This is a genomic window from Metabacillus arenae (genome assembly GCF_014773385.1).
Lineage (GTDB): Bacteria > Bacillota > Bacilli > Bacillales > Bacillaceae > Metabacillus_D > Metabacillus_D arenae.
On the sequence record NZ_JACXAI010000033.1, the window covers coordinates 37,770 to 59,591 of the forward strand.

Sequence of the window (21,822 nt, forward strand, 5' to 3'; positions counted from 1 at the left end):
ATGACTAGGCAGATTTCTTATGTGTAAAAAAATGATAGCTCCATAATTGCAGGCTGCTGAAAAGTTACATTTAACTCATTGTCAATTCGTTCAAATCAGGAAGCTCATGTTCTGCTAATTTCATTTTTTGGCCTCCATGTTAATTAATTTTCCTGAAAGAAAGTTTACTTTTATGGAATTTGCTGCCCTGCCCATGCATAATGAATTTATCTATCTAGGTGTCAAATTATTCGGATTATCAAATAAAGCCACTCATTTTCAGAGTGGCTCAATGATTAATTCGAATTTTTCCCTTATCCTTCAATTAATTTAACAAACCAAGTTCGGTTCCTTGGTCCATCAAATTCACAAAAGTAGATTCCTTGCCATGTGCCTAACAGCAGCTTTCCTTCTGTAATGATAATATTTTGTGATGCACCTACTGTACTTGCCTTCATATGTGCTGCTGTATTTCCTTCCATATGCAGATCTTTTTGATGATTCCATGGGTACATTTCATCAAACCTTCTAAGCATATCTTTCTTAACATCAGGATCAGCATTTTCATTAATGGTGATCCCTGCTGTTGTATGGTGAGAGTAAACAATAGCTGTTCCCTCTTTAACACCAGCATCATCAATAAATTGCTGTACCTTCTTTGTTATCTCAAGCATTTCATCATGTGAATCTGTCGAGATTGAAAATTTTTTGAGCATAGAAAGTTCTCCTTTTTTTATAGTGAATCTTCCATCAGTGGCTCACTGATGGTTATTGTGGGTCACAAACACTGCAACGGACTTGCGCTTTTAATATGTGTTCCTTTTTCCAACGCTTGCAGGCAAGTGATTGCTTCACCTGCTGCCTAAGACATAAGGATTTACTGACCGTTAAGAGCGTGAAAAATCTGTTTTTTAGAATTAGCGTCAGCAGCTGAAAATTATACCATTTTTAATAGTTTTTAAAGAAGCTAATAATCGGTAAACTCCAACATGCGACCTCTTACCTCTTAAATACCTTTGCAGACTTTGTTACAGGTTTTCGAAACCAGCCTTTAAAATAAATATACCCTTGTTTCATATGGCTTTAACGTAAATGATGTTCTATGCTTATGAGTTGGCACCTCATAATTTTGAAGAACAAGTTTATCTAGTGACAAAGGCAGCTTACTGTATTGATAATAGGCTTCATTTTTGCTGATGTTAGAAATAACAAGTGCTTTTTTGTTCTCGTATGTTCTTGTATAAGCGTAGATCTGCTTGTCATCTTCTAAAATGAGATCATAACTCCCATATACAAAAACTTTATTCTTTTTCCGAAGCTGAATCATATTTTTGTAAAAATTGTAAACAGAATAGGGATCACTTACTTGTTTTTCAACATTAATATCCAAGTAATTTGGATTCACACCAAACCATGGCTTAACGTCTGAAAAGCCGCCATGATCGTTTGCATTCCATTGCATCGGCGTTCGGGAATTGTCACGGCCTTTATCCCAAATTATCTCCATGATCTCAAGGTGAGGTCTTCCTTTACCTGTTTCAATTTCATACAAGTTTTTCATTGCCACATCATCATAATCTTCAATTGATGGAAATCGCACATTTGACATGCCGATTTCTTGGCCTTGATAAATAAACGGTGTTCCTTGCATTAGAAAATACATGGCTGCCAGCGCTTTTGCACTTACTACTAAGTAATCTTTATCATTGCCCCAAGTGGAAACCGATCTCGGTTGGTCATGATTTTCCAGAAATAAAGCGTTCCATCCATTGCCTTCAAGACCTTTTTGCCATTTTGATAAGATTTTTTTCAATTTAACCAAGTCAATGTTTCCTTTTACCCCTGTATCCCAAAGACCTAAATGTTCAAATTGGAAGATCATATTAAAAATTCCGTTCTCTTCCCCCACCCAATCGTGCGCTTGCTCAAGCTTTACTCCGTTCGCCTCACCTACCGTCATTATGTCATAACGTGCAAACGTTTGCTCTTTGAGGTCGGTCAAATAATCCATAATTCCATCTACATTCATATGATAATCAAAGGACGGAACATAATCTAATTCTTTTGGGTTTGGAAGATCTGGAAACCCTTCTTTTTTGTTAATGTGAGAAATGGCATCAACACGGAATCCATCAATCCCTTTATCGAGCCACCAGTTAATCATGTCGTAAACAGCCGTTCTCATCTCTTTGTTTTTCCAGTTTAAATCAGGCTGTTTTGTCGCAAATACATGCATGTAATACTGATCAGTCTTCGCATCATATTCCCATGCAGATCCACTAAAAATACTTTCCCAGTTGTTAGGCTCTTTGTCGCCCTTTCCATCCTTCCAAATGTACCAATCCCGTTTCGGGTTATCTTTGGAAGAGCGGGACTCAATGAACCAAGGATGTTCATCACTGGAATGGTTCACCACTAAATCTAATATTAATTTCATTCCGCGATCATGGACTTCTCTTAATAATTCATCGAAATCATCCATTGTTCCGAAGTCTTCCATGATATCTTGATAATCGCTAATATCATATCCGTTATCTGCATTTGGTGATTTAAACATCGGACAAATCCATATGACATCGATTCCAAGATCCTTTAAGTAATCTAATTTATAAATAATTCCCCTTAGATCGCCGACACCGTCTCCATTTGAATCTAAAAAGCTCCTCGGATATATTTGATAAGCAACGGCTTCCTTCCACCAAGCTTTCTTCAATATAAACACTCCTTTACTAGAAAGCGCTATCTATTAGTTCTAGTTTAAATAGTATTGCACTACCAAACATTATACTTCAAAACTGCAAGTAAATGAATAAAATTTGTGCAAACATTCACATCTTAGCTTCAAAATAAAGATGTTTATGCCGATTACATCCAGGGTTAAAGGAGGAATGGCAATAAGGGCAGACTGAATGACTTTGAAAATATTGGTTAATCGTTAACTCATGTTTGCAAACTCCACAAAGAATCGCTTTTTCATTAAATTCAGTTTTAGGCCATACTTTTATTGAATGACCTGCTGATTGCTCATGACATTGATAGCAAGGATAATAGGTTTTACAGCAATAAAATTTTATAGCAATAATATCTTTTTCCGTATGATAATGGACACATCTGGTTTGTTCATCAACTGTTTCTCCATATACCTGAATTCCATTCACTTCACAGGTCATCTCCTTTCAAAGACGCGTAATTGAAACCTCTTCCATTAAACGACATTACCTTATTTTAATTGTTTTAGTCAAATCCTTTTTTAACCTTTCGAAGGGAAGGCCTGTCCTTTTTATTCTTTTCAGAGCTATGGTGAGATTGCGATTATTTTTTTGAGGCTGGGTAATAAAATCCTGCAACAATGATGATAAAACCAATCAGCAATAAATAAAAAGCATAACTACCTGTAATAATTTGAATGTATTCAATGAAGGTAAAGCGCTCTTTATAGTAATTGTAAGAATTCAAATCAAACACTAGCATTAATCCCCCGGCAATCTCTAACAAAACGCCAACCATCAATATACAAAACCTGACAAAGAAGTTCATCTCAATCCCCTCGTTCACCCAGTTTACTTCATGTTTATGGGTTTTAATAAAGGGATATGTTTTATTTACCTTTTTTCTGGTTTTGCAGCAAAAAAGTCTTCTAAATAACGGTTGGTCCAGTCAATTTTGGAGTTCATTCATCAACCCCGGCAAATCACCTAATTCCGGACATGCTTGGATCAACTCCACCGTTCTGCACGGTAAATTTCCAAAAGTCTTTAATGAATTAAGAATAACTATCATCTGATTGCTAAAAAAGTACATACTAAGAAAGAAAATCAAAGCGCACCTATTCATACATTAAACGAGGAACACAAAAGCCTATTTTTGAGGATTGGCTTGTAAAGCTTGAACTATGGAGAATGCTTTGTTTAATCGACTACAGGCAAAGAATGATGGCAGCAGGTGATACTATGAAATTAAGAGATGAAGAAAAAAGCTCGTTGAGTGATGCAATTGATAAGATGAATGAAGGATTGGATGTCTTTATACAGTTTTATAACGATGCAGAAGAGGATAAACCGCTTATTGAGTTTACTAACGAAACGATAAAGATCATTGAAAAGGCTATTGAACATTATGGCCATGAAGAGGTTGAGAAAAAAATTAATACGATTGTACGTGAAGTATTATCTTTTTTGCCTAAAGGGAAAAAGGAGGAAGAGAAGTCATGAAGTCGAATAAGTTATTAATTGAATGGCTGAAATGGCCCATCTACGTACGAATCGTCCTATTTGTTCTGCTCATTATTTTAGTGTTTGGAGAAGCCATTACATATATTGAGCCTGAACAGTTTCCAACAGTCTTTGAAGGAATCTGGTGGGCTTTGGTGACCATTTCAACAGTAGGATATGGAGATTTTGCGCCAACCACTGTGCCTGGGCGCCTTGCAGGGATCATCTTAATTTTTTTAGGTGCAAGTTTTATTACTGCTTATTTTGCAACTTTATCAGCAGCTGCCATTCAAAAGCAGCATTCTTACCTTGAAGGTAAAGTGAATTATAAGCAAAAGGAACATGTCGTTATTATTGGATGGAATGAAAAAGCTCATCAGATCATTCATAGTTTTAGGAAAATAAAACCCCACAAACAAATTGTTCTCATTGACCGCACGTTAAAACAATCACCATTAATAGAAAATGTTCATTTTGTTCATGGAAATCCTGTTAATGATCACACATTATTGAAAGCTAATATAGTGGAAGCAGATACAGTCATTATTACGGCTGATCAACACAGAAGTGAGCTTGAAGCTGATATGCAGTCTGTCTTAGTTTTACTGGCTGTTAAAGGGTTAAATGCTGACATTTATAGTATCATTGAAATTCTGACAGAACAGCAATCAAATAACGCTGCAAGAGCAGGAGCAGATGAAATAATTAAATCATATGAATTAAGCAGCCAGTTTATCATGAGCAGCTTTCTTTCAAAAAATGGATTATCCAAGGTCTATGAGGAACTTAATCCGATTTCAGGGAACTTTTTTAAAGTGATTGACACACCTCCTGATTACATTGGAAAAACGTTTAGAGAGGTTCATCAATTATTAATGGAAGAAGAACAAATTTTATTGGGAACAAAAAAAGGAGAGCTTACGAAAATGAATCCGCCGCTCTCTTACAAAATTGAAACCAACGACCACCTTGTTATCTTATGCCATTAGACTAAGGGTTTACCAGCATACTTTGTTGCTATTCGAAACAAAGACGGCTATTTCCCTAAGTGAGAGGTTAGATTTGTGACTTGAGGCAGTCGGTTAATCACCGATTGCCTTTATTTTTTAGGTCATTTATATGTTTATACCATTAATCTAATAAAACTGCTTCAAGTTCTTTTACAAGTGCCTTTCCTATATCAATGTATTTCTCAGGAAATGTCGCGTCTTTATCCTGCGGCTCTGCAAATTGATTAAGGGTAGCACTCCCATTTCCGACATGAACGTTATCATCAACACCAATTTGATAGACATGTGAAAGCAAAAATGGCCTCCCTAATTTCACCGATGCATTTTCAGAATCAAGCTGTCCATCAACGGCCTTAAAAGGTACCCGCAGAAATTGGTAACCCACTTCATCATCCATTTTGTAATCAAAATAGCCATGGTCATAGTCCCAATTCCCGCCGATTTCATACCCTATCGGCTTTAATTCTGTTTCTAGATGATACAATTTAAATGACTGTCCTTCTAGCTTCGATGGAATTTCAATCATACTTGAAGCACCCTCCTTTTTTATGTAAGTTACCCTAATAGAAAAGAAATCATCCGAGAATCAGTTGTATCCTGGAGAGTGGATTACATTTAGGAAAATTTAAATTAGCTCCGTACTTTTTTAAAAAAAGGGCATATATTTATACTAAGGGAGGGGTAAAAATGGATAGAATAATTTGGACGTTTTTAGCTAGTATTTTAGCTGGTTTCGCACTAATTAAAGTTCCTTTGACAAACACCTTTTTAGAAAGCTTATCTCCATTTGTAGTTGTTATCGGAGTTGTAACCGTTTTAGTATTCTCGTTTGTTCTCATTTATTATGGTGTGAAGACTCTATTTAACAAGTAACAAACAATAGCCGAGGTATATGACAAACTGATCAAACTTATCTGCAACTAAGAGAAAAGGCGGCTTATGAAAGCCTCCTTTTCTTTTTTTAACTTTATAGCTCTCAATTCCTTGTCTTATTTACTTTCAGCCTTTTTAATCTCCGAAGATTGGTGGCAATTTCCGATTAATTGCTTTTAGCAAAATGCAATTTTTTCGATATAGTCCGAATACTTCCAAGGATTATTTTTGGGTATAGTCCAACTGTTTTTCCAATATAATCTAGAGAGTATTATTCTACATATCATTTCGCGGAAGGGAATGCATAAATATGGCCATAAGCCCGCCTATTTTACAAAGAGGTGATACCGTCGGAATCGTAACCTTGGGTAGTCCATTAGATGCAACTATTATTAATGAACGAATCAAAGTTCTGAGGACAACGGGATTAAATGTGGTATTGGGCCAGTATCTATATGCGCAAAACGGGTTTCTTGCGGGCACAGACGAACAAAGGGCCTCCGATTTGATGATGATGTTTGAAAACGAAGAGGTTAAAATGATTCTTCCTTCAAGAGGTGGTACTGGGGTTGCCGGAATTCTTCCTTACCTTGATTATAATGTGATCAGGAGAAATCCAAAAATCGTTACAGGCTACAGCGATATAACAGTATTGTTAAACGTACTTCATCAAAGTGTTGATTTAATCTCTTTACAAAGTCTCATGCTTATTGATTTTAGACTTGAGACGCCAGTTTATAATTTTAACCAATTTTTTTCCGCTTCTTCTGTGTTTTCAACGACTCGCACGATTCAAAATCCACCGGGAATCCCTCAGATAAGCAGGGTTCCCGGCAACGTCACAGGTACACTAGTTGGGGGAAATTTGACATCGTTTGTTGGTACGCTTGGAACGCCCTTCGAAATCGATACATGGGGGAAAATTCTAGTTCTCGAAGAGACTCACGAACCTGCGAATACAGTTTATAGATACTTGAACCAATTGAAGCTGGCTGGAAAATTCAATGATTGCATCGGTATTATTATGGGGGAATGCACTGCGTGCCCAGTCGCATATGGCAAGTCATACGAGGATTTAATAAATGAATTCGTCGTTCCCCTCGGAAAACCATTAATGACGAACCTGACAACTGCACATGGATTGTATAAAGCAGCCATTCCAATTGGAGCAATGGTTAATTTGGATACTGTCAATAATACATTGACTGTCCTCGAACCAACAGTCAGTATATAATCTTCTATTCAAGGAATCAAACGAGCTGTATTTTCGGATTTTACCCCAATACTCTCTCCTATGTTTCAAACCAAATAAGACTTTTCCACAAATTATCATTTTATTTAAACAAAATAAATGTGACCAATTTCAACTAAAAAGCAGTCAAAATATGGTCACATCAAACCTTCACTCAATTCTATTGATATTAGGTATAAAAGGAAGTTAGATTCCTAAAAGAACCTTATTTCTCTAAGCGTTTCTCTAATTCAGCTTTCTTTTCCTCAAAACCTTTCTTTCCGAGAAGGGCAAACATGTTTACTTTGTATGCTTCAACACCTGGCTGATCAAATGGATTAACTCCAAGTAAATAACCGCTCATCGCACACGCTTTCTCAAAGAAATAGACCATATATCCAAATGTATAAGCATCCAATTTCGGGATGTTCAACACTAAGTTTGGTACACCGCCATCTGTATGAGCTAACATCGTACCTTCAAACGCCTTTTTGTTCACGAAATCCACTGTTTCACCTGCAATGTAATTCAATCCATCTAAATCATTTGCGTCTTCTTCAATCGTAAGCTCGTGACGAGCAGACTCTACGTTAATAACCGTCTCAAATAGATCTCGGCGGCCTTCTTGCACAAATTGACCTAATGAATGCAAGTCAGTAGAAAAGTTAGCGGATGAAGGGTAAATACCTTTTTGATCTTTTCCTTCACTTTCACCAAATAGCTGTTTCCACCATTCTGCAAAATATTGCAATCCCGGTTCATAGTTAATTAACATTTCAATTGTTTTTCCCTTGTTATAAAGGACATTTCTTACCGCTGCATATTGATAAGCTGCATTTTCTGCAAGCTCAGAATGAGAAAAGTCATCTTGTGCTGCTTGAGCACCGTTCATCATCTCTTCAATATTAGCTCCAGAAACTGCAATTGGAAGCAGACCAACAGCTGTCAGCACAGAAAAACGGCCCCCTACATCATCTGGAATGATAAAAGACTCATATCCTTCTTCTGTAGCTAACGTTTTTAAAGCTCCACGCGCTTTATCAGTTGTTGCATAAATACGTGCTTTTGCTTCTTCTTTGCCATACTTCTCCTCAAGAAGCTTACGATAAATACGGAAAGCAATCGCAGGCTCTGTTGTTGTCCCTGATTTTGAAATGACGTTAATAGAAAAGTCTTTCCCTTCTAATAAGTCCATCAAATCTTTCATATAAGAAGAGCTAATGTTGTTTCCAACGAAAATTACCTGAGGAGTTTTTCGTTGATCTTTAGAGAGAGCATTATAGAAAGAATGGTTTAACATCTCAATCGCTGCACGAGCCCCTAAATAAGACCCTCCAATTCCAATGACTAGCAGGACATCAGAATCCGATTTGATTTTCTCTGCAGACTTTTGAATACGGGAAAATTCTTCGCGATCATAATTTGTTGGCAGCTCAACCCAGCCAAGATAGTCGCTGCCTGCACCTGTCTTTTCATGAATTGAATGATGGGCCACTTTTACAAAATCTCGTAAATATGTAATTTCATGTTCACTGAAAAAAGAAAATGCCTTCGAATAATCAAAACGAATATGAGTCATAAAGATATCCTCCAAATCCTGAAAATTTCTTACCCCTTTCACTTTATCGGAACTAAATTATTAAATCAAGCTGCACGTAAAAATGTAAGCGTTATCAAATTTATTTTATTAAATTTGACTTTTATAAAAAGATGAGTAACTTTTTATAAGAAGTCAAATTACTCTCATAGTGAGCCAAATGTAACTTTTTTGCGCCAAACTCTTCCTCCTGCTGGGAGATTTAAGCTAGACTTTATATTTGTGTGTCAGTCACAGAGTTTGGTGGAAGACGGTAAATAATCTTGGGCAAATAGTCATACTTTCCATTATAACTATGAGACAAAGATCATTAATGCAGCAGGAAATAGGCATGAAAAATTAAAACAACACTACTGAAAATTACTGTTGACAACTCGAGTTTATCGATTTATTATTACAAATAATTAAATAAAAACAAGCAAAGATTGGAAATAGTAGAAGGTTTATAATCTTTTTCAGAGAGCCGGTGGTTGGTGAGAATCGGTAGTTATCCCCTTTGAACTCATCCAAGAGCTACTCCCTGAACATGTTAAGTAGGGGATGTCGGTTTTCTGCCGTTACGAGGATAGGTGGTGATAGCTGCCGAAAATTGAGTGGGTTAATCATGTATTGATTAATCAATTAGAGTGGTACCGCGAGCAATGCCTCGTCTCTATATTTTTATAGAGGCGAGGCTTTTTTTATAAATTAATATGACAAAGGAGTGTTTCTGAAATGACGAGAAAAATTTGGGTGTTCGATACGACCTTAAGAGACGGTGAGCAAGTTCCAGGAGCTAAGCTGAATCTCTATGAAAAACTAGAAGCTGCTAAGCAATTAAAAAAGCTGCAAGTTGATATGATTGAAGCTGGTTTTCCTTCGTCATCAGCTGGTGATTTTAATGCTGTGAAGGAAATTGCTGCGAAAGTAGGAAATACGGATGACGTAATTATCACTGCATTAGCAAGGGCAGTAAAATCTGATATTGATGCTGTTTATAATAGTGTGAAGTATGCTGAAAAACCCTTAATCCATATAGTGTTAGGTACTTCAGACATTCACGTGGAAAAGAAATTTGCGAAATCAAAAAGTCAAATATTGGATATCGGTGTTGATGCCGTAAAATATGCAAAAACATTACTACCCGATGTGCAATATTCAACAGAAGATGCGTCTCGCTCCGATTTTGAATACTTATGGGCAACAATTGAAGCTGTAGTAAAAGCTGGAGCTACCATTATTAATGTACCTGATACAGTTGGTTATGCTGAACCAGAAGAGTTTGGAAAGCTAATCTTTAAAATAAATGATCGCTTGAAAAACTTGAATGATCAAGTACTTTTAAGCGTCCATTGCCATAATGATCTTGGTATGGCAACCGCTAATACACTATCTGCTATCAAAAATGGTGCAGATAAAGTGGAATGTACAATCAACGGGATCGGTGAACGTGCAGGTAATGCGTCTTTAGAAGAAGTAGTAATGGCAGTAAATACACGATCAGAGGTCTATCAAGCGTACACCAATATTAATACAAGAGAAATTATGAATACATCTAGGTTGATAAGCAGCTTCATGGGGCTTGATGTACAAGTAAATAAAGCGATAACAGGAGATAATGCCTTCGCTCATTCTTCAGGCATTCATCAAGATGGTTTGTTGAAATCGAGGGATGCTTACGAAATCATTAGCCCGATTGAAGTCGGCCTTGATGATATGGAACTTGTTTTAACGGCTCGCTCTGGCCGTCATGCAGTAAAAAATGCACTTGAGAAATTAGGTTTTACTCAATTAACTGAAACACAATTTGAAGGGATATTTGAAGCCTTTCTTGAATTAGCTGATGCAAAAAAAGAAGTTTATAATCATGATTTATATGTTATCGTTGAGAACTATTACACCGAACATGATATTCATAATCAAGATATAACAAATTATAGTGATAACTTTTTTGAACTAATGGACCTGCAAGTGATTAGTAATCCAATTTTTCCGTCTGCTAGTGTGAAAATGAAAAAAGCGGATCAAATTTTGAAAAACAGTGCAGTCGGTTCTGGTCCTATCGATGCTTTATATTCTGCTATTACAGAAATTAGTGAATTAGATATTAAATTGCTTGAATACAATATTAGCAGTGTTTCAAGAGGTAAAGAAGCATTAGGGAAAGTAAAGATTCAAGTGGAATATAAAGGGGAGATATATACGGCCAAAGCAACAGATACCGATATTATGAAAGCAAGTGCATTAGCGTATATCAATGCAATAAATAGTATTGTAGTTGATCATTTACTTCCAGTTAAATAGATAAAAGCCCTATGTTTAATGATGCAGCTATTATTTGGAAGATGTAGAAATTAAAGATGAAGGAAAGTGCAAAAGTAGTACAACAAAAATTGCTTGATTTATCGTTTTCAAATAAAGTAGTGGAGTTTTGTTAGACAGCACACGTACTGCCTGATGCAGCAGAAGCAATCTGGTGTGAAGCTGGACGGACAAATTGCGAAATCGATTATTATTAAGCTAGAATACCCCTGTATTAAAATTCTGGGGCAGGGTAAAATTTTCATTTTTTGAAAAAGGCGAAAAAGCATCAATATGCTTTTTTCGCCCCCTTTTTGTTAAAGTGATGCTCTTAAGATTTGAATTGTATCTTCCTTATTCAATACTTTAAATCGACCGTATTCTCCTTTTACCATTGCCTTTTCGGCCATTAGGTCTATATTTTCTTCATCAATATTGTAATCTGCCAATCGGCTTGGTGCACCTAGACTGCTCCAGAATTCGCTCAGCTTGTCGATCCCTTCCAAGGCTGTCTCCCGATCAGATTTACCGTTTGGATTTACGTTAAATACTCGGATAGCAAGCTGTTTAACCCGATCCACATTTTCATCTAAAGTGAATTTCATCCAATTCGGGAAAAGAATCGCTAAACCGCCTGCATGAGGAATATCATAGACAGCAGAAACAGAATGCTCGATATTATGAGTAGCCCAATCGCCTTGGTAGCCCATTTGAAGCATACCATTTAAAGCGATTGTCCCGTTGTAAAGAATGGTTTCGCGAAGCTCATAGTTTTCTAAGTCCTTAAGTAATTCTGGGGCTGCCTCCATGACTGTTGTAAGAACTGATTCACACATCCGGTCCTGCAGGGGTGTGTTTGTTGTATGGTGAAAATATTGCTCAAGCACGTGAGACATCATATCAACAATTCCATATACAGTTTGATCCTTCGGTACTGTAAAAGTGTTCACTGGATCCAAGATTGAGAACTTAGGGAATGTATGTGGACTGCCCCATCCATACTTTTCTTTTGTTTCCCAGTTCGTAATAACAGATCCTGAATTCATCTCAGATCCCGTTGCCGCAAGAGTTAAGACTGTTCCAAAAGGTAATGCTTCAGTCACAGTATGTTTTCTTGTTACAATATCCCATGTATCGCCATTATATTTTGCTCCTGCAGCTATTGCTTTCGTGCAGTCAATGACACTTCCTCCGCCGACAGCTAAGAGAAAATCGATGTTTTCCTTTTTGGCAATCTCTACCCCTTTATTAACGGTTGTCAAACGCGGATTCGGTTCAACCCCAGAAAGTTCAAATACTTCTGCATTTATTTCTTTCAGCATTGCGATTACTTGATCATACAGCCCATTTCGCTTGATACTGCCGCCGCCGTACACAATCAAAACGTTCTTTCCATATTTGGGTACTTCTACTTTAAGCTGTTCCAATTGATCTTTACCAAAGATTAATTTTGTTGGATTCCAATATGTAAAGTTGTTCATTATTATCGCCTCCTAACTTAGATTATGTAAAAGATAAAAAATCTTGTAAAGAAATGCGCTCATTTAAACTTTTCTATTCAAACATGAATAAAAAGAAGCTGGGCATCACAATCTATTACCGAGGAACCATTTTTTCCAAAGCATACTGAAGGAGGATCAACATGAGCGCAATTCAACGAATAGCACTAGTTCTTACTATTATCGGAGCAATCAATTGGGGGCTTATCGGCTTCTTCGGGTTTGATTTAGTAGCCGCTATTTTTGGCGGACAAAATTCTTGGTTATCCCGTATCATCTATAGCTTAGTGGGAATTGCAGGTTTAATTAACCTAGGATTGCTTTTCAAGCCGGCAGCAGAGTTTGCTCGTGACGAGCCAAGACCAGAAGGGCGATAGTAGTTAATTTTTAAAAGGACCTGGTACCTAATACCAGGTCTTTTTTCGTTGATATCCTAATTTTGATCGCAAGACAAAAGGACTGTGTTAGTTTAACTTCTCTTTGTAAGGATTGGCTTGTGGCCTCAGGAGGGCTAGGCGCTGGAGCTAAACAACGACAACACTCTATAAGTTAATACTTTTATTTTCTAATTTAAAGAAAAAGAATGAGTCGATAAACTCATTCTTTTAGGAATTATTAACGTTTAGATTGCTCAATCCACTCTTCAAGCTTATCCTTTAATGTGTTGAAGCCTTGTGGTGCAGAGTCAGTTTTAACAGTTGCAGTAGCTTGACGCTTTTTAGGCTGCTGCGGCTTTTTTACTTCAGGTTGTTCAGGTGCTTCCTGAGTAGCACGGATAGAAAGACTTAATTTTCCAGCTTCTTTGTCTACAGTAAGAACTTGAACTTGAACCTCATCGCCCACTTTAAGGTGCTCACTTACATCCTTAACAAATCCGTGTGTAATTTCAGAAATATGAACTAATCCTTGAGTTTCTTCATCTAGTGCAACAAAAGCCCCATAAGGTTGAATTCCCGTAACTTTGCCTGTATACACATTACCTACTTCATAATTAGACATGGTAACACTCCTAAATAATTATTATATATGAACGTTTCTAATACGCAATTTAAAATTATATCATATGTTAATACTTTTTTCAAAAATAGATTACGTTATGTAAAAAGAAGCAGCGAAATTTTTCGCTGCTTCCGATATAGTGTGCTAAGATTCCTTAATTAATGTTTGCAGACAGGTTTATGGTAATTCGGAAGGGGAATAACTTAAAAACGAAGGCTTTCTTATGTATTCCCCCTTTTTTAGAGGATGACTTTGGTGCCAGGCACCTCATCCTCTTTTTTTTATTTTTTTAAAAACCTTTGAATTCTATTTAATGCTTCTTGTAAGTGTTCCAATGAAGATGCGTACGAACAGCGTATAAATCCTTCCCCGCTTGGCCCAAAGACGTGCCCTGGGACGACTGCTACTTTTTCTTGAAGTAATAGCTGCTCGGCAAATTGTTCAGAAGTCATCCCAGTTGCTGAAATCGACGGAAATGCGTAAAAGGCACCACCAGGATGATGGCATGTCAGTCCCATTTCGTTTAGTGATTCGACAAAGAGATTCCGTCTTCTGCGGTAGCTTTTTTTCATGGCTTCCACATCTTCCAATCCGTTCCTTAAAGCCTCTAGAGCGGCATACTGAGCCATTGTGGGAGCACACATCATTGAATATTGATGAATTTTTAACATCGACGCTAACAACTTTGATTCTGCCGCAACAAATCCTAAACGCCAGCCAGTCATCGCAAACCCTTTTGAAAATCCAGAAATTAATATCGTTCTATCTTTCATGCCTTCAAGGGAAGCAAAGCTCGTAAACGTATCATCATAGGTAAGTTCAGCATAAATTTCATCAGAAATAACCAACAAATCATTTTTATCTACTATAGCTGCTATTTCCTGCAATTCTTCTTTTGAATAAACGGATCCTGTTGGATTACTTGGACTGCAAAGCAAAAGTGCTTTCGTCTGAGGTGTGATGCTTTTCTCAAGCTGTTCTACCGTCAGTTTAAAATCGGATTTTACATTCGTTGCGAGCGGCACGGGTTTTCCTCCTGAAAGGGTGACCAAAGGGCCATAGGCAACAAAGCAAGGCTCTGGAACAATCACTTCTTCACCCGGATTGATGATCGCTCTTAATGCCAAATCGAGTGCCTGACTTGCTCCAACTGTAACGAATAGCTCATGTTTTGGATGATAGTTAATCGAAAACCGGCTTGATAAATAGCTTCCGATCTCTTCTCTTAATTCAATTAGACCAGCATTTGCAGTATAGGAGGTAAAGCCTTGTTCTAATGAAAGAATACTTGCTTCCCGTACGTTCCACGACGTTACAAAATCTGGTTCTCCGACGCCTAAAGATATGACACCCTCCATATTGGCTGCCAAATCAAAAAATCTTCTGATGCCTGATGGTTGTAATTCTTGAACAGTGTTTGATATGTAACGGGAAGTTTCAATCATGGAGACACCACAATGCGTTTATCTTCTTCTCCAGTTTCAAAAATTCTTCCATCATGCTTGTATTTCTTTAAAATAAAGTGAGTTGTTGTTGATAACACTGAATCAAGAGTTGAAAGCTTTTCTGACACAAACTGGGCAACAGCAGACATTGAACGACCTTCAATTATAACAGACAAATCATAGGCACCAGACATCAAATAAACTGATTTCACTTCCTTATATCGATAAATTCGTTCAGCTATTTCGTTAAAACCAACACCTCTTTTTGGTGTTACCTTTACATCAATCATTGCGGTTACACCTTCATGTCCTTCTACCTTACGCCAATCAATGGTTGTCGAATAATCCATGATGATCTTTCTTTCTTCAAGACCTCGAATAAGTTCATTTGTTTCTTCTGTTTCTAAACCAATCATTTTAGCTATAGAATCAATTGAAATTCGGCTGTTTTCTTCAAGAATTTCAAGAATTTCTGTTTCTTTTTCAGTTAACTTCATTTTTCTTTCCTCCCCCATTTTTTAATAGAATCTTCAGATAATTATATCATGAAACCAAAAAAGGTATGTTTACAATCTTTTTGCAAATACCTGAGGATAGATTTGACATGAGTGGGTCGACTTCTTTAGGAAATACTATTGAAAAGGCATAAATCTGGGTATAGAACAATTATAAACAAAAAAAATTGATGTTAGTCTAACAAACATGATAAAACAGAATATCATTGATGGAGTGATTAGGTATGAATAACAGTTCTCATTTCACAATGAATGTGCAAGGCATCAATGTGTATTATGAACGATATTATAACCCAAGTAAACCTCCACTTGTGTTAGTTCATGGTTTTTTATCATCCACTTTTTGTTATCGCAAGCTCATTCCCCTTCTAAAGGATGAATTTGAAATTATTGCAATTGATCTGCCGCCATTCGGGAAGTCAGAAAAATCAACATCCTTTGTGTATTCCTATCGTAATATGGCAAATTTAGTTATTAAAATGGTTGATAGGCTTCACATAAAAAATGCTTATTTAGCGGGACATTCAATGGGAGGACAAATTTCTTTGTATGCCATAAAAGCCAGGCCCGACTTATTTAAAAAGGTAATTCTGCTTTGCAGCTCGGGTTATATGAAACGTGCACATTCATCCTTAGTATTCAGCTCGTACATCCCTTATTTCTACCTGTTCATTAAACATTGGTTAGCCAGACAGGGCGGAGTTCTTCGAAACCTCTCAAATGTTGTTCATGACAGGACATTAATTGACCAGGAAATGATGGATGGCTATGTTCAGCCTTTTTATGATGATAAGATTTTTTTAGCCTTAACCCGAATGATCAGGGATAGAGAAGGCGATCTTTCCCCTGAGGACTTAAATAGTATTGAGGTCCCCAGCCTAATAATATGGGGTGAGGAGGATAAGGTTATTCCAGTCCACATTGGAGAAAAGCTTCATAAAGACTTAAGAAATTCAAGCTTTGTCTCCTTTAAAAAGACAGGCCATTTGATCCCTGAGGAACGTCCTGAGTATGTTTCTGAGAAAATGTTCGATTTTTGTCATATTTAGGAAACCCTAAAACTGAAAAAGGTTCCTGATTGTCCCATCGATAATAATGAAGATTATGGACTGAACCTGGATATAAAAAAAATACTGGCTCTCTTATCCTTGAGAGCCAAGCATTTTTAAATTTCACAGGAGGATTCATTTTTAACCTGCAGTAATCGCAAAGCCATTTTTTCACATTCATTTAAAGGAATAATTTGTTCTGATGTGAACTCGTAAATAGCCTGGATTTTCCGTGCAAGCCCTTTTGAATTATCCATTACATGTACGGCCTGAAGGACGTCTATGACTTCCGTTTCATAAAACCCCTCACCATAATTAAGGGGATCCCATCGAGTTAATATTTCAATTATTTTTTCATTCGCCAGTTTCTTTTCCATGAATATCACCCACAAATAAGTTACGATAATAGTGTACCATGTTTAAATCAAAGAGAAAATATCGACGAGGTGAAATAATGAGTCATTTTAATACGGTTATTAATCGAAAACAAACAGCTTCTGTCAAATGGGATTTAACAAAAGAAATATTTGGTACAGATGATTTACTGCCAATGTGGGTAGCGGATATGGATTTTCCAGCCCCGCAAGAAGTTTTAGATGCGTTGAAAAATAGGTTGGATCATGGAATTTTTGGATATACATCAACTACCATTGAAACAAAAGAGTCTATATGCAAGTGGCTAAAAACAAGGCATGGATGGGAAATAAGTGAAGAAGATATTACCTACAGTTCTGGCGTTGTGACTGCTCTTAGTATGGCCGTCCAAGCATATACAGAGCCAGGAGATAAAGTTATTGTTCAATCTCCTGTTTACACTCCTTTTTTTCAGATGGCAAAAGAAAACGACCGCATTGTAGAGAACAATCAGTTGATCTTAACCAATCATCAATATGAAATGGACTTTGAAGGTCTAGAAAACATTTTAAAGGAAGATAAGGTAAAGCTCTTACTTTTATGTAACCCTCATAACCCAGTCGGCAGAGTTTGGACGAGAGAAGAGCTGATAAAATTAGGTGAGTTATGTTTAAAATACAACGTTGTTGTTGTATCTGACGAAATTCACTCTGATCTTATCTTGTTTGGTCATAAACATATTCCATTTGCTTCCCTTTCTGAAGAATTTAAAAACAATTCGATCACATGTATTGCTCCAAGTAAAACATTTAATTTGGCCGGTCTTCAAGCATCAGCGATTATCATCCCAAATGATTCGCTCAGACGGAAGTTCAATGAACAGCAGCACAGACAAGGTTTTTTTACACTGAACACCTTTGGCTTTGTTGCGATGGAAGCAGCGTATACATACGGGGAACCATGGTTAACAGAGCTGCTGGCTTATCTAGAAGAGAATGTGATAAGATTGAAAGAATTTATTAATCAAGAAATTCCAAATATAAAAATCATCGAACCAGAATCAACTTATTTAGTTTGGCTTGATTGCAGAGCAATGGGATTATCTGATCAAGAACTAAAGCGAAAGTTATTACTTTATGGAAAAATCGCCTTAGAGCCTGGAAACAAATATGGAGAAGGTGGAGAAGGTTTTCTCCGCATCAACCTAGCATGTCCTAAAGATACGTTGGAAGAAGGGCTCCTTCGCCTAAAAAAAGCGTTAGCATCTTGAGGAAATGTTTTATCCACCTTAAACAGCATATGACAAGTACCAAGGGCACACCATCTTATTGCCATTTTTGGGAGAAGAGGCTTGTGACCTCGAGCCGATGGCGACTTGCCGGCAAAGACGTCACGTCCTTATGCATGCCGATACCAGGACGTCTTGTCCGCATGCGCTGGACAATTATAACTAACTTTAATACGTTAATACTTTAATCTTTTTAACTTTGAAACCACTTAAAAAAGCCTGCCAAATAGCAGGCTTTTTTATATTAGAATAGCTTATACATATCTTTTCTCAACAAAATTTTCAAAATATTTTATAAAGAACAAATAGAATGGTATAATAGTCACACATGTTAGAAATGAGTGTTTACCTTACGTTTTAATCCATCATCGCGGAAGATTTCAACAATATCAATACGGGTATAAGTTAATATAGCTTTAATAAAGCCTATTTACTCCGACTGTAAAAAGCTCTTTTCTAAAAGATTGTTGCTATTAATCAAACAAGAAACTTTAAAGATAGGAAATCATTAAGTTTCACTGTTGGCTTCCTATCTTTCCCTTAATGAAATATTTAAATTCTTGAATTGATAGACTTTGTTTTATTAGCAGCAGGTTTTGCGAAAAACAGCCTAAGTAAAGAGGTGATGCTTTGAAAAATCGTTTTATGTCCATACTAATTTGTATTTTAATTGTATTTACAGCCGGTATATCCATTCCTAAACAATTCAATAATGGAGTAAACAGACTTAACAATGAAGCACTAGAATTTGAAGCTTGGAATGCAGTTGAGACGATCAATTCCTTGCATTTTAACTCCGTGCAAAGAGTGCTGTCGCTCAACCAGAAAGTGCTGAGTGTTAACAAAAAAACAGAATCTTGTTACGAAACAACCGTTCAATTTTATACGTTTTTTGGGATTCCTTTTAAAAAGGTTAAAGCAAATTGTGATCAGATTGCTGAAATATAAGAGAAGATGTACAGATCGTAATAACTCCGTCCCTAAAAGCTTAACAATGACTAAAAAAATTTATCGATGAAAGCTGAATTCTTTTTATATAAAAATACACTACACCCTATAGTACTATAAATAGTTTAAACATTTTGAATTGATACAGAGAACGTCGGGTGAATAATTTCCCGACGATTTTTTGCATGATTGGTGTTATGGTCCTGATTATTTTTCTTCCTCTTTTTTCTTTACTTCTTTTTTCTCTTTTTTCATTGCTTCTTTTTCCGTGATTTCTCCACATGCAATTCTTTCACCTGAATCACCAGATGGTTGTGTCATCCCATCATCTTTATTTTCGGTAATTACAATAGACGTGCCTTCTTTAAACAACAATGAGTTTTTTGCACCCTTTTTCAGTGTAACTTGCGAGGCAACGAGCTCTGCTTCAGTTTTTCCTTCTGGATCAGTAACGATATTCGGGATGTCCCCAGCATGTGCTCCCTCTGGATGCATGAGCCCATGCTGCTTATTGTCGGGGTTAAAATGATTTCCTGCCGTTTTAAAGTCAGGACCATTACAGGTTGGATTTTCATGAATATGAATGGCATGTTCTCCAGAAGGTATCCCTTCTAAAACGATTTCCATTTTAACACCTTCAGCTTGTTCTGAAAGCTTAATCGTTCCTAAGGAATCACCATCAGGATTAAACATTTCCACCCCCATATTAGTGAGCTCTTTTTCAGTGCAGCCTACAAGAAATACAAGAAAACCTATTAGGTAAAAAGACCTTTTTTTCATTTTCTACGCCCTCCAGCGTTATCCCGTCCTAATGGCAGGTAAGTTTAATTACCCATCATTTGAAATGATGAAAGCTTCATATCTTTAATACTTATGTTTTTTGCTTAATAGAGGGCTTTTATTCATAACAGTGATTTCTATCTATTTTTTTCTGGATTATGATCCTTATTATTGTATAATTCTTCTACTTTTTTCTCTTCTTTATTGGAAGCTCTTACAATTAATCGGAAGACAATAACAGCAGCAATACCGAAAATTACCATTGTTATTCCTGCTGGAATATATTCCGTTTTATCTTCAGGGAAATATAAAAACAAAGCCAAAATTAGTTGTTCCAAGGCATTCACAACCTTTCTTTGTTATTTCCAGACCATTTATCGCAGATTAAATAATTTAACGTATAAAAGTTTGTCCAGTGCTTGCTCTTTTCGTGCTTTTCTTTCTCTACTATATCAATTTTTGTTCTTATCCTCTAGGTTAAGAAATTTTTAATTTTGACAGTTTGTTGAAAAAGGGAGAAGATTAAATTTACAATAAGCATATACAGATGAGAGGGTGAAAAGATTGGGACAATCATTTCAAATCGGAGATATTGTAAAAGGGCATTACAAAACAGGAACATATGTAGGAGAAGTGACAGCTGTTCGGCCACAACAATACTTAGTTAAAATAAAGGCTGTTTTAAAGCATCCAGCCCAAGGTGATCTTCATAATCATAAGGAAGCTGACGTTCCTTTATTCCATGAACGAAGAGCACTAGCTTTAAATGAACAAACCAATATACCTGCTCAGATGGTCCGAAAATATGAAGAAGCTGTGCCTGATTACAATAGCTCATTAAAAAATGCTATTTCAGAGTTAATGATTGAATTAACAAAGGATGACTCAACATGGGCAAAAAAATCGATGGTAAATCTTAAACAGCTGGAAATGGAATATTTTTAAAAGTAGTGGAAATATGTTCATGGTGCAGGTCGCGACGCGGCTACAATGACATCAAGTGCGTCGCCCCCCCTGTTAGAAGCTTTACATTAGGTAGCAAATTTTTGATACATTTTCGATAAATCAATCCGTTCACCAATCGTAGTCGGCTCTGGTTTCGCTAAGTATTTTTTGTCTTTTTCCACTAATTTAAATAAGTGATAGGTCGTTATGGCATCATCTAGGGCGCGATGGTGTTTACCTGTCCCTTCTTTTCCATATTCTTCGACAGCCTTCCATAGCCCTGTATGATTCCGGTCACCAAAAAACTTTTTATATTCCATTGATAAATCACGAAATGTTCCGTGAAGAGGAAATGGAATATTTAATTTGGCACAATTTTGTTTCAGTACTTTCATGTCCATGTTTCCCCATGTAATGACTGTCGTTGGAGCTTGCTTATTTAAGTATGAGAGCCTTTCAATAAGTTTTTCAAACGCCATCCCATTGCTCACCTGTTGCTGTGTTATTTTTAAAAAGGACTTGCACCGGGCTGTTAAATGAGGAAAATGAGAAGGAATCACATAAGATGAAAACTTTTCAATTACTTTTTGACCTGAAACAGCAAAGTAGCCTGCTTCAATAATTTCCGGGAAAAAACCTATTGGATTTTCTTTTCCTTCGGGCATCGTAAACTCGAAATCAATAAAAAGCAAAAGCGAGTCTTTCATTTTCGTCCTCCTTTCCAAACCTTCCCTTGAATTTCTTTTTATTACCATTATATCACCTTTCATCATTTCTTAACTTTATTTTTTACCAGAAATGAGTAGTTAGATATTTCAT

24 protein-coding genes and 1 other annotated feature are annotated in these 21,822 nt (G+C 36.6%); of the genes, 10 read left to right on the forward strand and 14 right to left on the reverse strand.

Annotation, left to right across the window (positions count from 1 at the left end; translation table 11 throughout):
* Nucleotides 1–293: 293 nt before the first annotated feature.
* The 4 genes from IC621_RS20375 to IC621_RS20390 all read right to left on the reverse strand — a co-directional run bounded on the left by IC621_RS20375 (nt 294) and on the right by IC621_RS20390 (nt 3,516).
* Complete coding sequence (locus IC621_RS20375) at nt 294–695, reverse strand: secondary thiamine-phosphate synthase enzyme YjbQ (protein ID WP_191160877.1); 402 nt, start codon at nt 693–695, stop codon at nt 294–296.
* A gap of 335 nt (nt 696–1,030) precedes the next feature.
* Entirely contained in the window at nt 1,031–2,692 is a 1,662-nt protein-coding gene (locus IC621_RS20380; protein ID WP_191160879.1) for a glycoside hydrolase family 13 protein, read from the reverse strand.
* Between the two features lie 115 nt (nt 2,693–2,807).
* Entirely contained in the window at nt 2,808–3,149 is a 342-nt protein-coding gene (locus IC621_RS20385) for a CHY zinc finger protein (protein WP_191160881.1), read from the reverse strand.
* Nucleotides 3,150–3,291: 142 nt separating this feature from the next.
* Nucleotides 3,292–3,516, reverse strand: coding sequence for a hypothetical protein (locus IC621_RS20390; protein ID WP_191160882.1), 225 nt, complete (start codon nt 3,514–3,516; stop codon nt 3,292–3,294).
* A gap of 413 nt (nt 3,517–3,929) precedes the next feature.
* On the opposite strand from IC621_RS20390, the gene IC621_RS20395 reads away from it, so the two are divergent.
* Both IC621_RS20395 and IC621_RS20400 read left to right on the forward strand, forming a co-directional pair.
* On the forward strand, nt 3,930–4,190 hold the full coding sequence (locus tag IC621_RS20395; protein ID WP_191160884.1) for an atypical membrane-integrating protein (Mistic protein): 261 nt from the start codon (nt 3,930–3,932) through the stop codon (nt 4,188–4,190).
* The gene (locus IC621_RS20400) at nt 4,187–5,179 is read left to right on the forward strand and encodes a potassium channel family protein (protein ID WP_191160886.1); all 993 of its coding nucleotides are present in this window, start codon (nt 4,187–4,189) and stop codon (nt 5,177–5,179) included. The genes IC621_RS20395 and IC621_RS20400 overlap by 4 nt, the downstream gene beginning before the upstream one ends.
* Nucleotides 5,180–5,321: 142 nt before the next feature.
* Here IC621_RS20400 and IC621_RS20405 read toward each other — a convergent pair whose 3' ends face one another.
* Nucleotides 5,322–5,726, reverse strand: coding sequence for a YugN-like family protein (locus tag IC621_RS20405; protein WP_191160888.1), 405 nt, complete (start codon nt 5,724–5,726; stop codon nt 5,322–5,324).
* A 161-nt stretch (nt 5,727–5,887) separates the two neighbouring features.
* Between IC621_RS20405 and IC621_RS20410 the strand changes: the two genes are divergently transcribed.
* Together IC621_RS20410 and IC621_RS20415 are read left to right on the forward strand one after the other, a co-directional pair.
* Entirely contained in the window at nt 5,888–6,073 is a 186-nt protein-coding gene (locus IC621_RS20410) for a hypothetical protein (RefSeq protein ID WP_191160891.1), read from the forward strand.
* Between the two features lie 310 nt (nt 6,074–6,383).
* On the forward strand, nt 6,384–7,307 hold the full coding sequence (locus IC621_RS20415; RefSeq protein ID WP_191160892.1) for a S66 peptidase family protein: 924 nt from the start codon (nt 6,384–6,386) through the stop codon (nt 7,305–7,307).
* 223 nt (nt 7,308–7,530) lie between these two features.
* Here the strand turns inward: IC621_RS20415 and IC621_RS20420 are convergent, their stop codons facing one another.
* Nucleotides 7,531–8,883 (reverse strand): glucose-6-phosphate isomerase, encoded by a 1,353-nt coding sequence (locus tag IC621_RS20420; protein WP_191160894.1) that lies wholly within the window; start codon nt 8,881–8,883, stop codon nt 7,531–7,533.
* Nucleotides 8,884–9,313: 430 nt separating this feature from the next.
* Nucleotides 9,314–9,558, forward strand: a binding site (T-box leader).
* A 57-nt stretch (nt 9,559–9,615) separates the two neighbouring features.
* Here IC621_RS20420 and IC621_RS20425 point away from each other — a divergent pair.
* A complete protein-coding gene (locus IC621_RS20425) occupies nt 9,616–11,184 on the forward strand; it encodes a 2-isopropylmalate synthase (protein WP_191160896.1) in 1,569 nt (522 codons plus the stop codon).
* 314 nt (nt 11,185–11,498) lie between these two features.
* Here the strand turns inward: IC621_RS20425 and IC621_RS20430 are convergent, their stop codons facing one another.
* Nucleotides 11,499–12,662 (reverse strand): iron-containing alcohol dehydrogenase, encoded by a 1,164-nt coding sequence (locus IC621_RS20430; RefSeq protein ID WP_191160898.1) that lies wholly within the window; start codon nt 12,660–12,662, stop codon nt 11,499–11,501.
* Nucleotides 12,663–12,823: 161 nt separating this feature from the next.
* Here IC621_RS20430 and IC621_RS20435 point away from each other — a divergent pair, with 161 nt between their 5' ends.
* Nucleotides 12,824–13,057 (forward strand): DUF378 domain-containing protein, encoded by a 234-nt coding sequence (locus IC621_RS20435; RefSeq protein ID WP_191160900.1) that lies wholly within the window; start codon nt 12,824–12,826, stop codon nt 13,055–13,057.
* Between the two features lie 238 nt (nt 13,058–13,295).
* On the opposite strand, the gene yugI is transcribed toward IC621_RS20435, so the two are convergent.
* The 3 genes from yugI to IC621_RS20450 all read right to left on the reverse strand — a co-directional run bounded on the left by yugI (nt 13,296) and on the right by IC621_RS20450 (nt 15,621).
* Nucleotides 13,296–13,679: a S1 domain-containing post-transcriptional regulator GSP13 gene (gene yugI, locus IC621_RS20440; protein WP_191160902.1), complete on the reverse strand. Its 384-nt coding sequence runs from the start codon at nt 13,677–13,679 to the stop codon at nt 13,296–13,298.
* Nucleotides 13,680–13,960: 281 nt separating this feature from the next.
* Nucleotides 13,961–15,124 (reverse strand): aminotransferase, encoded by a 1,164-nt coding sequence (locus IC621_RS20445; RefSeq protein ID WP_191160904.1) that lies wholly within the window; start codon nt 15,122–15,124, stop codon nt 13,961–13,963.
* Nucleotides 15,121–15,621: an Lrp/AsnC family transcriptional regulator gene (locus tag IC621_RS20450; protein WP_191160906.1), complete on the reverse strand. Its 501-nt coding sequence runs from the start codon at nt 15,619–15,621 to the stop codon at nt 15,121–15,123. The genes IC621_RS20445 and IC621_RS20450 overlap by 4 nt, the downstream gene beginning before the upstream one ends.
* A gap of 242 nt (nt 15,622–15,863) precedes the next feature.
* Here IC621_RS20450 and IC621_RS20455 point away from each other — a divergent pair, with 242 nt between their 5' ends.
* Nucleotides 15,864–16,688 carry an alpha/beta fold hydrolase gene (locus tag IC621_RS20455; protein ID WP_191160908.1) on the forward strand — a complete coding sequence of 275 codons (825 nt, stop codon included), beginning with the start codon at nt 15,864–15,866 and terminating at the stop codon, nt 16,686–16,688.
* A gap of 116 nt (nt 16,689–16,804) precedes the next feature.
* Here the strand turns inward: IC621_RS20455 and IC621_RS20460 are convergent, their stop codons facing one another.
* Nucleotides 16,805–17,065, reverse strand: coding sequence for a DUF1871 family protein (locus IC621_RS20460; protein WP_191160910.1), 261 nt, complete (start codon nt 17,063–17,065; stop codon nt 16,805–16,807).
* Nucleotides 17,066–17,142: 77 nt separating this feature from the next.
* Here IC621_RS20460 and IC621_RS20465 point away from each other — a divergent pair, with 77 nt between their 5' ends.
* Together IC621_RS20465 and IC621_RS20470 are read left to right on the forward strand one after the other, a co-directional pair.
* On the forward strand, nt 17,143–18,312 hold the full coding sequence (locus tag IC621_RS20465) for a MalY/PatB family protein (RefSeq protein WP_191160912.1): 1,170 nt from the start codon (nt 17,143–17,145) through the stop codon (nt 18,310–18,312).
* A gap of 648 nt (nt 18,313–18,960) precedes the next feature.
* Nucleotides 18,961–19,278 carry a hypothetical protein gene (locus IC621_RS20470; RefSeq protein WP_191160914.1) on the forward strand — a complete coding sequence of 106 codons (318 nt, stop codon included), beginning with the start codon at nt 18,961–18,963 and terminating at the stop codon, nt 19,276–19,278.
* Between the two features lie 207 nt (nt 19,279–19,485).
* On the opposite strand, the gene IC621_RS20475 is transcribed toward IC621_RS20470, so the two are convergent.
* Both IC621_RS20475 and IC621_RS20480 read right to left on the reverse strand, forming a co-directional pair.
* Nucleotides 19,486–20,058: a superoxide dismutase family protein gene (locus IC621_RS20475; RefSeq protein WP_191160916.1), complete on the reverse strand. Its 573-nt coding sequence runs from the start codon at nt 20,056–20,058 to the stop codon at nt 19,486–19,488.
* A gap of 137 nt (nt 20,059–20,195) precedes the next feature.
* Entirely contained in the window at nt 20,196–20,396 is a 201-nt protein-coding gene (locus IC621_RS20480; protein WP_191160918.1) for a hypothetical protein, read from the reverse strand.
* Between the two features lie 226 nt (nt 20,397–20,622).
* Between IC621_RS20480 and IC621_RS20485 the strand changes: the two genes are divergently transcribed.
* On the forward strand, nt 20,623–21,003 hold the full coding sequence (locus IC621_RS20485) for a kinase-associated lipoprotein B (protein WP_191160919.1): 381 nt from the start codon (nt 20,623–20,625) through the stop codon (nt 21,001–21,003).
* Nucleotides 21,004–21,089: 86 nt separating this feature from the next.
* Here the strand turns inward: IC621_RS20485 and kapD are convergent, their stop codons facing one another.
* The gene (gene kapD / locus IC621_RS20490) at nt 21,090–21,710 is read right to left on the reverse strand and encodes a 3'-5' exonuclease KapD (protein ID WP_191160922.1); all 621 of its coding nucleotides are present in this window, start codon (nt 21,708–21,710) and stop codon (nt 21,090–21,092) included.
* Between the last annotated feature and the right edge of the window lie 112 nt (nt 21,711–21,822).

What these genes read in the sequence shown, in the direction of transcription:
- IC621_RS20475 (WP_191160916.1), bottom strand. Translation starts at nt 20,058, where the DNA reads ATGAAAAAAAGGTCTTTTTACCTAATAGGTTTTCTTGTATTTCTTGTA.
- IC621_RS20415 (WP_191160892.1), top strand. Translation starts at nt 6,384, where the DNA reads ATGGCCATAAGCCCGCCTATTTTACAAAGAGGTGATACCGTCGGAATC.
- kapD (WP_191160922.1), bottom strand. Translation starts at nt 21,710, where the DNA reads ATGAAAGACTCGCTTTTGCTTTTTATTGATTTCGAGTTTACGATGCCC.
- yugI (WP_191160902.1), bottom strand. Translation starts at nt 13,679, where the DNA reads ATGTCTAATTATGAAGTAGGTAATGTGTATACAGGCAAAGTTACGGGA.
- IC621_RS20410 (WP_191160891.1), top strand. Translation starts at nt 5,888, where the DNA reads ATGGATAGAATAATTTGGACGTTTTTAGCTAGTATTTTAGCTGGTTTC.
- IC621_RS20455 (WP_191160908.1), top strand. Translation starts at nt 15,864, where the DNA reads ATGAATAACAGTTCTCATTTCACAATGAATGTGCAAGGCATCAATGTG.
- IC621_RS20375 (WP_191160877.1), bottom strand. Translation starts at nt 695, where the DNA reads ATGCTCAAAAAATTTTCAATCTCGACAGATTCACATGATGAAATGCTT.
- IC621_RS20460 (WP_191160910.1), bottom strand. Translation starts at nt 17,065, where the DNA reads ATGGAAAAGAAACTGGCGAATGAAAAAATAATTGAAATATTAACTCGA.
- IC621_RS20405 (WP_191160888.1), bottom strand. Translation starts at nt 5,726, where the DNA reads ATGATTGAAATTCCATCGAAGCTAGAAGGACAGTCATTTAAATTGTAT.
- IC621_RS20465 (WP_191160912.1), top strand. Translation starts at nt 17,143, where the DNA reads ATGAGTCATTTTAATACGGTTATTAATCGAAAACAAACAGCTTCTGTC.
- IC621_RS20395 (WP_191160884.1), top strand. Translation starts at nt 3,930, where the DNA reads ATGAAATTAAGAGATGAAGAAAAAAGCTCGTTGAGTGATGCAATTGAT.
- IC621_RS20390 (WP_191160882.1), bottom strand. Translation starts at nt 3,516, where the DNA reads ATGAACTTCTTTGTCAGGTTTTGTATATTGATGGTTGGCGTTTTGTTA.
- IC621_RS20450 (WP_191160906.1), bottom strand. Translation starts at nt 15,621, where the DNA reads ATGAAGTTAACTGAAAAAGAAACAGAAATTCTTGAAATTCTTGAAGAA.
- IC621_RS20425 (WP_191160896.1), top strand. Translation starts at nt 9,616, where the DNA reads ATGACGAGAAAAATTTGGGTGTTCGATACGACCTTAAGAGACGGTGAG.
- IC621_RS20420 (WP_191160894.1), bottom strand. Translation starts at nt 8,883, where the DNA reads ATGACTCATATTCGTTTTGATTATTCGAAGGCATTTTCTTTTTTCAGT.
- IC621_RS20435 (WP_191160900.1), top strand. Translation starts at nt 12,824, where the DNA reads ATGAGCGCAATTCAACGAATAGCACTAGTTCTTACTATTATCGGAGCA.
- IC621_RS20445 (WP_191160904.1), bottom strand. Translation starts at nt 15,124, where the DNA reads ATGATTGAAACTTCCCGTTACATATCAAACACTGTTCAAGAATTACAA.
- IC621_RS20385 (WP_191160881.1), bottom strand. Translation starts at nt 3,149, where the DNA reads ATGACCTGTGAAGTGAATGGAATTCAGGTATATGGAGAAACAGTTGAT.
- IC621_RS20400 (WP_191160886.1), top strand. Translation starts at nt 4,187, where the DNA reads ATGAAGTCGAATAAGTTATTAATTGAATGGCTGAAATGGCCCATCTAC.
- IC621_RS20430 (WP_191160898.1), bottom strand. Translation starts at nt 12,662, where the DNA reads ATGAACAACTTTACATATTGGAATCCAACAAAATTAATCTTTGGTAAA.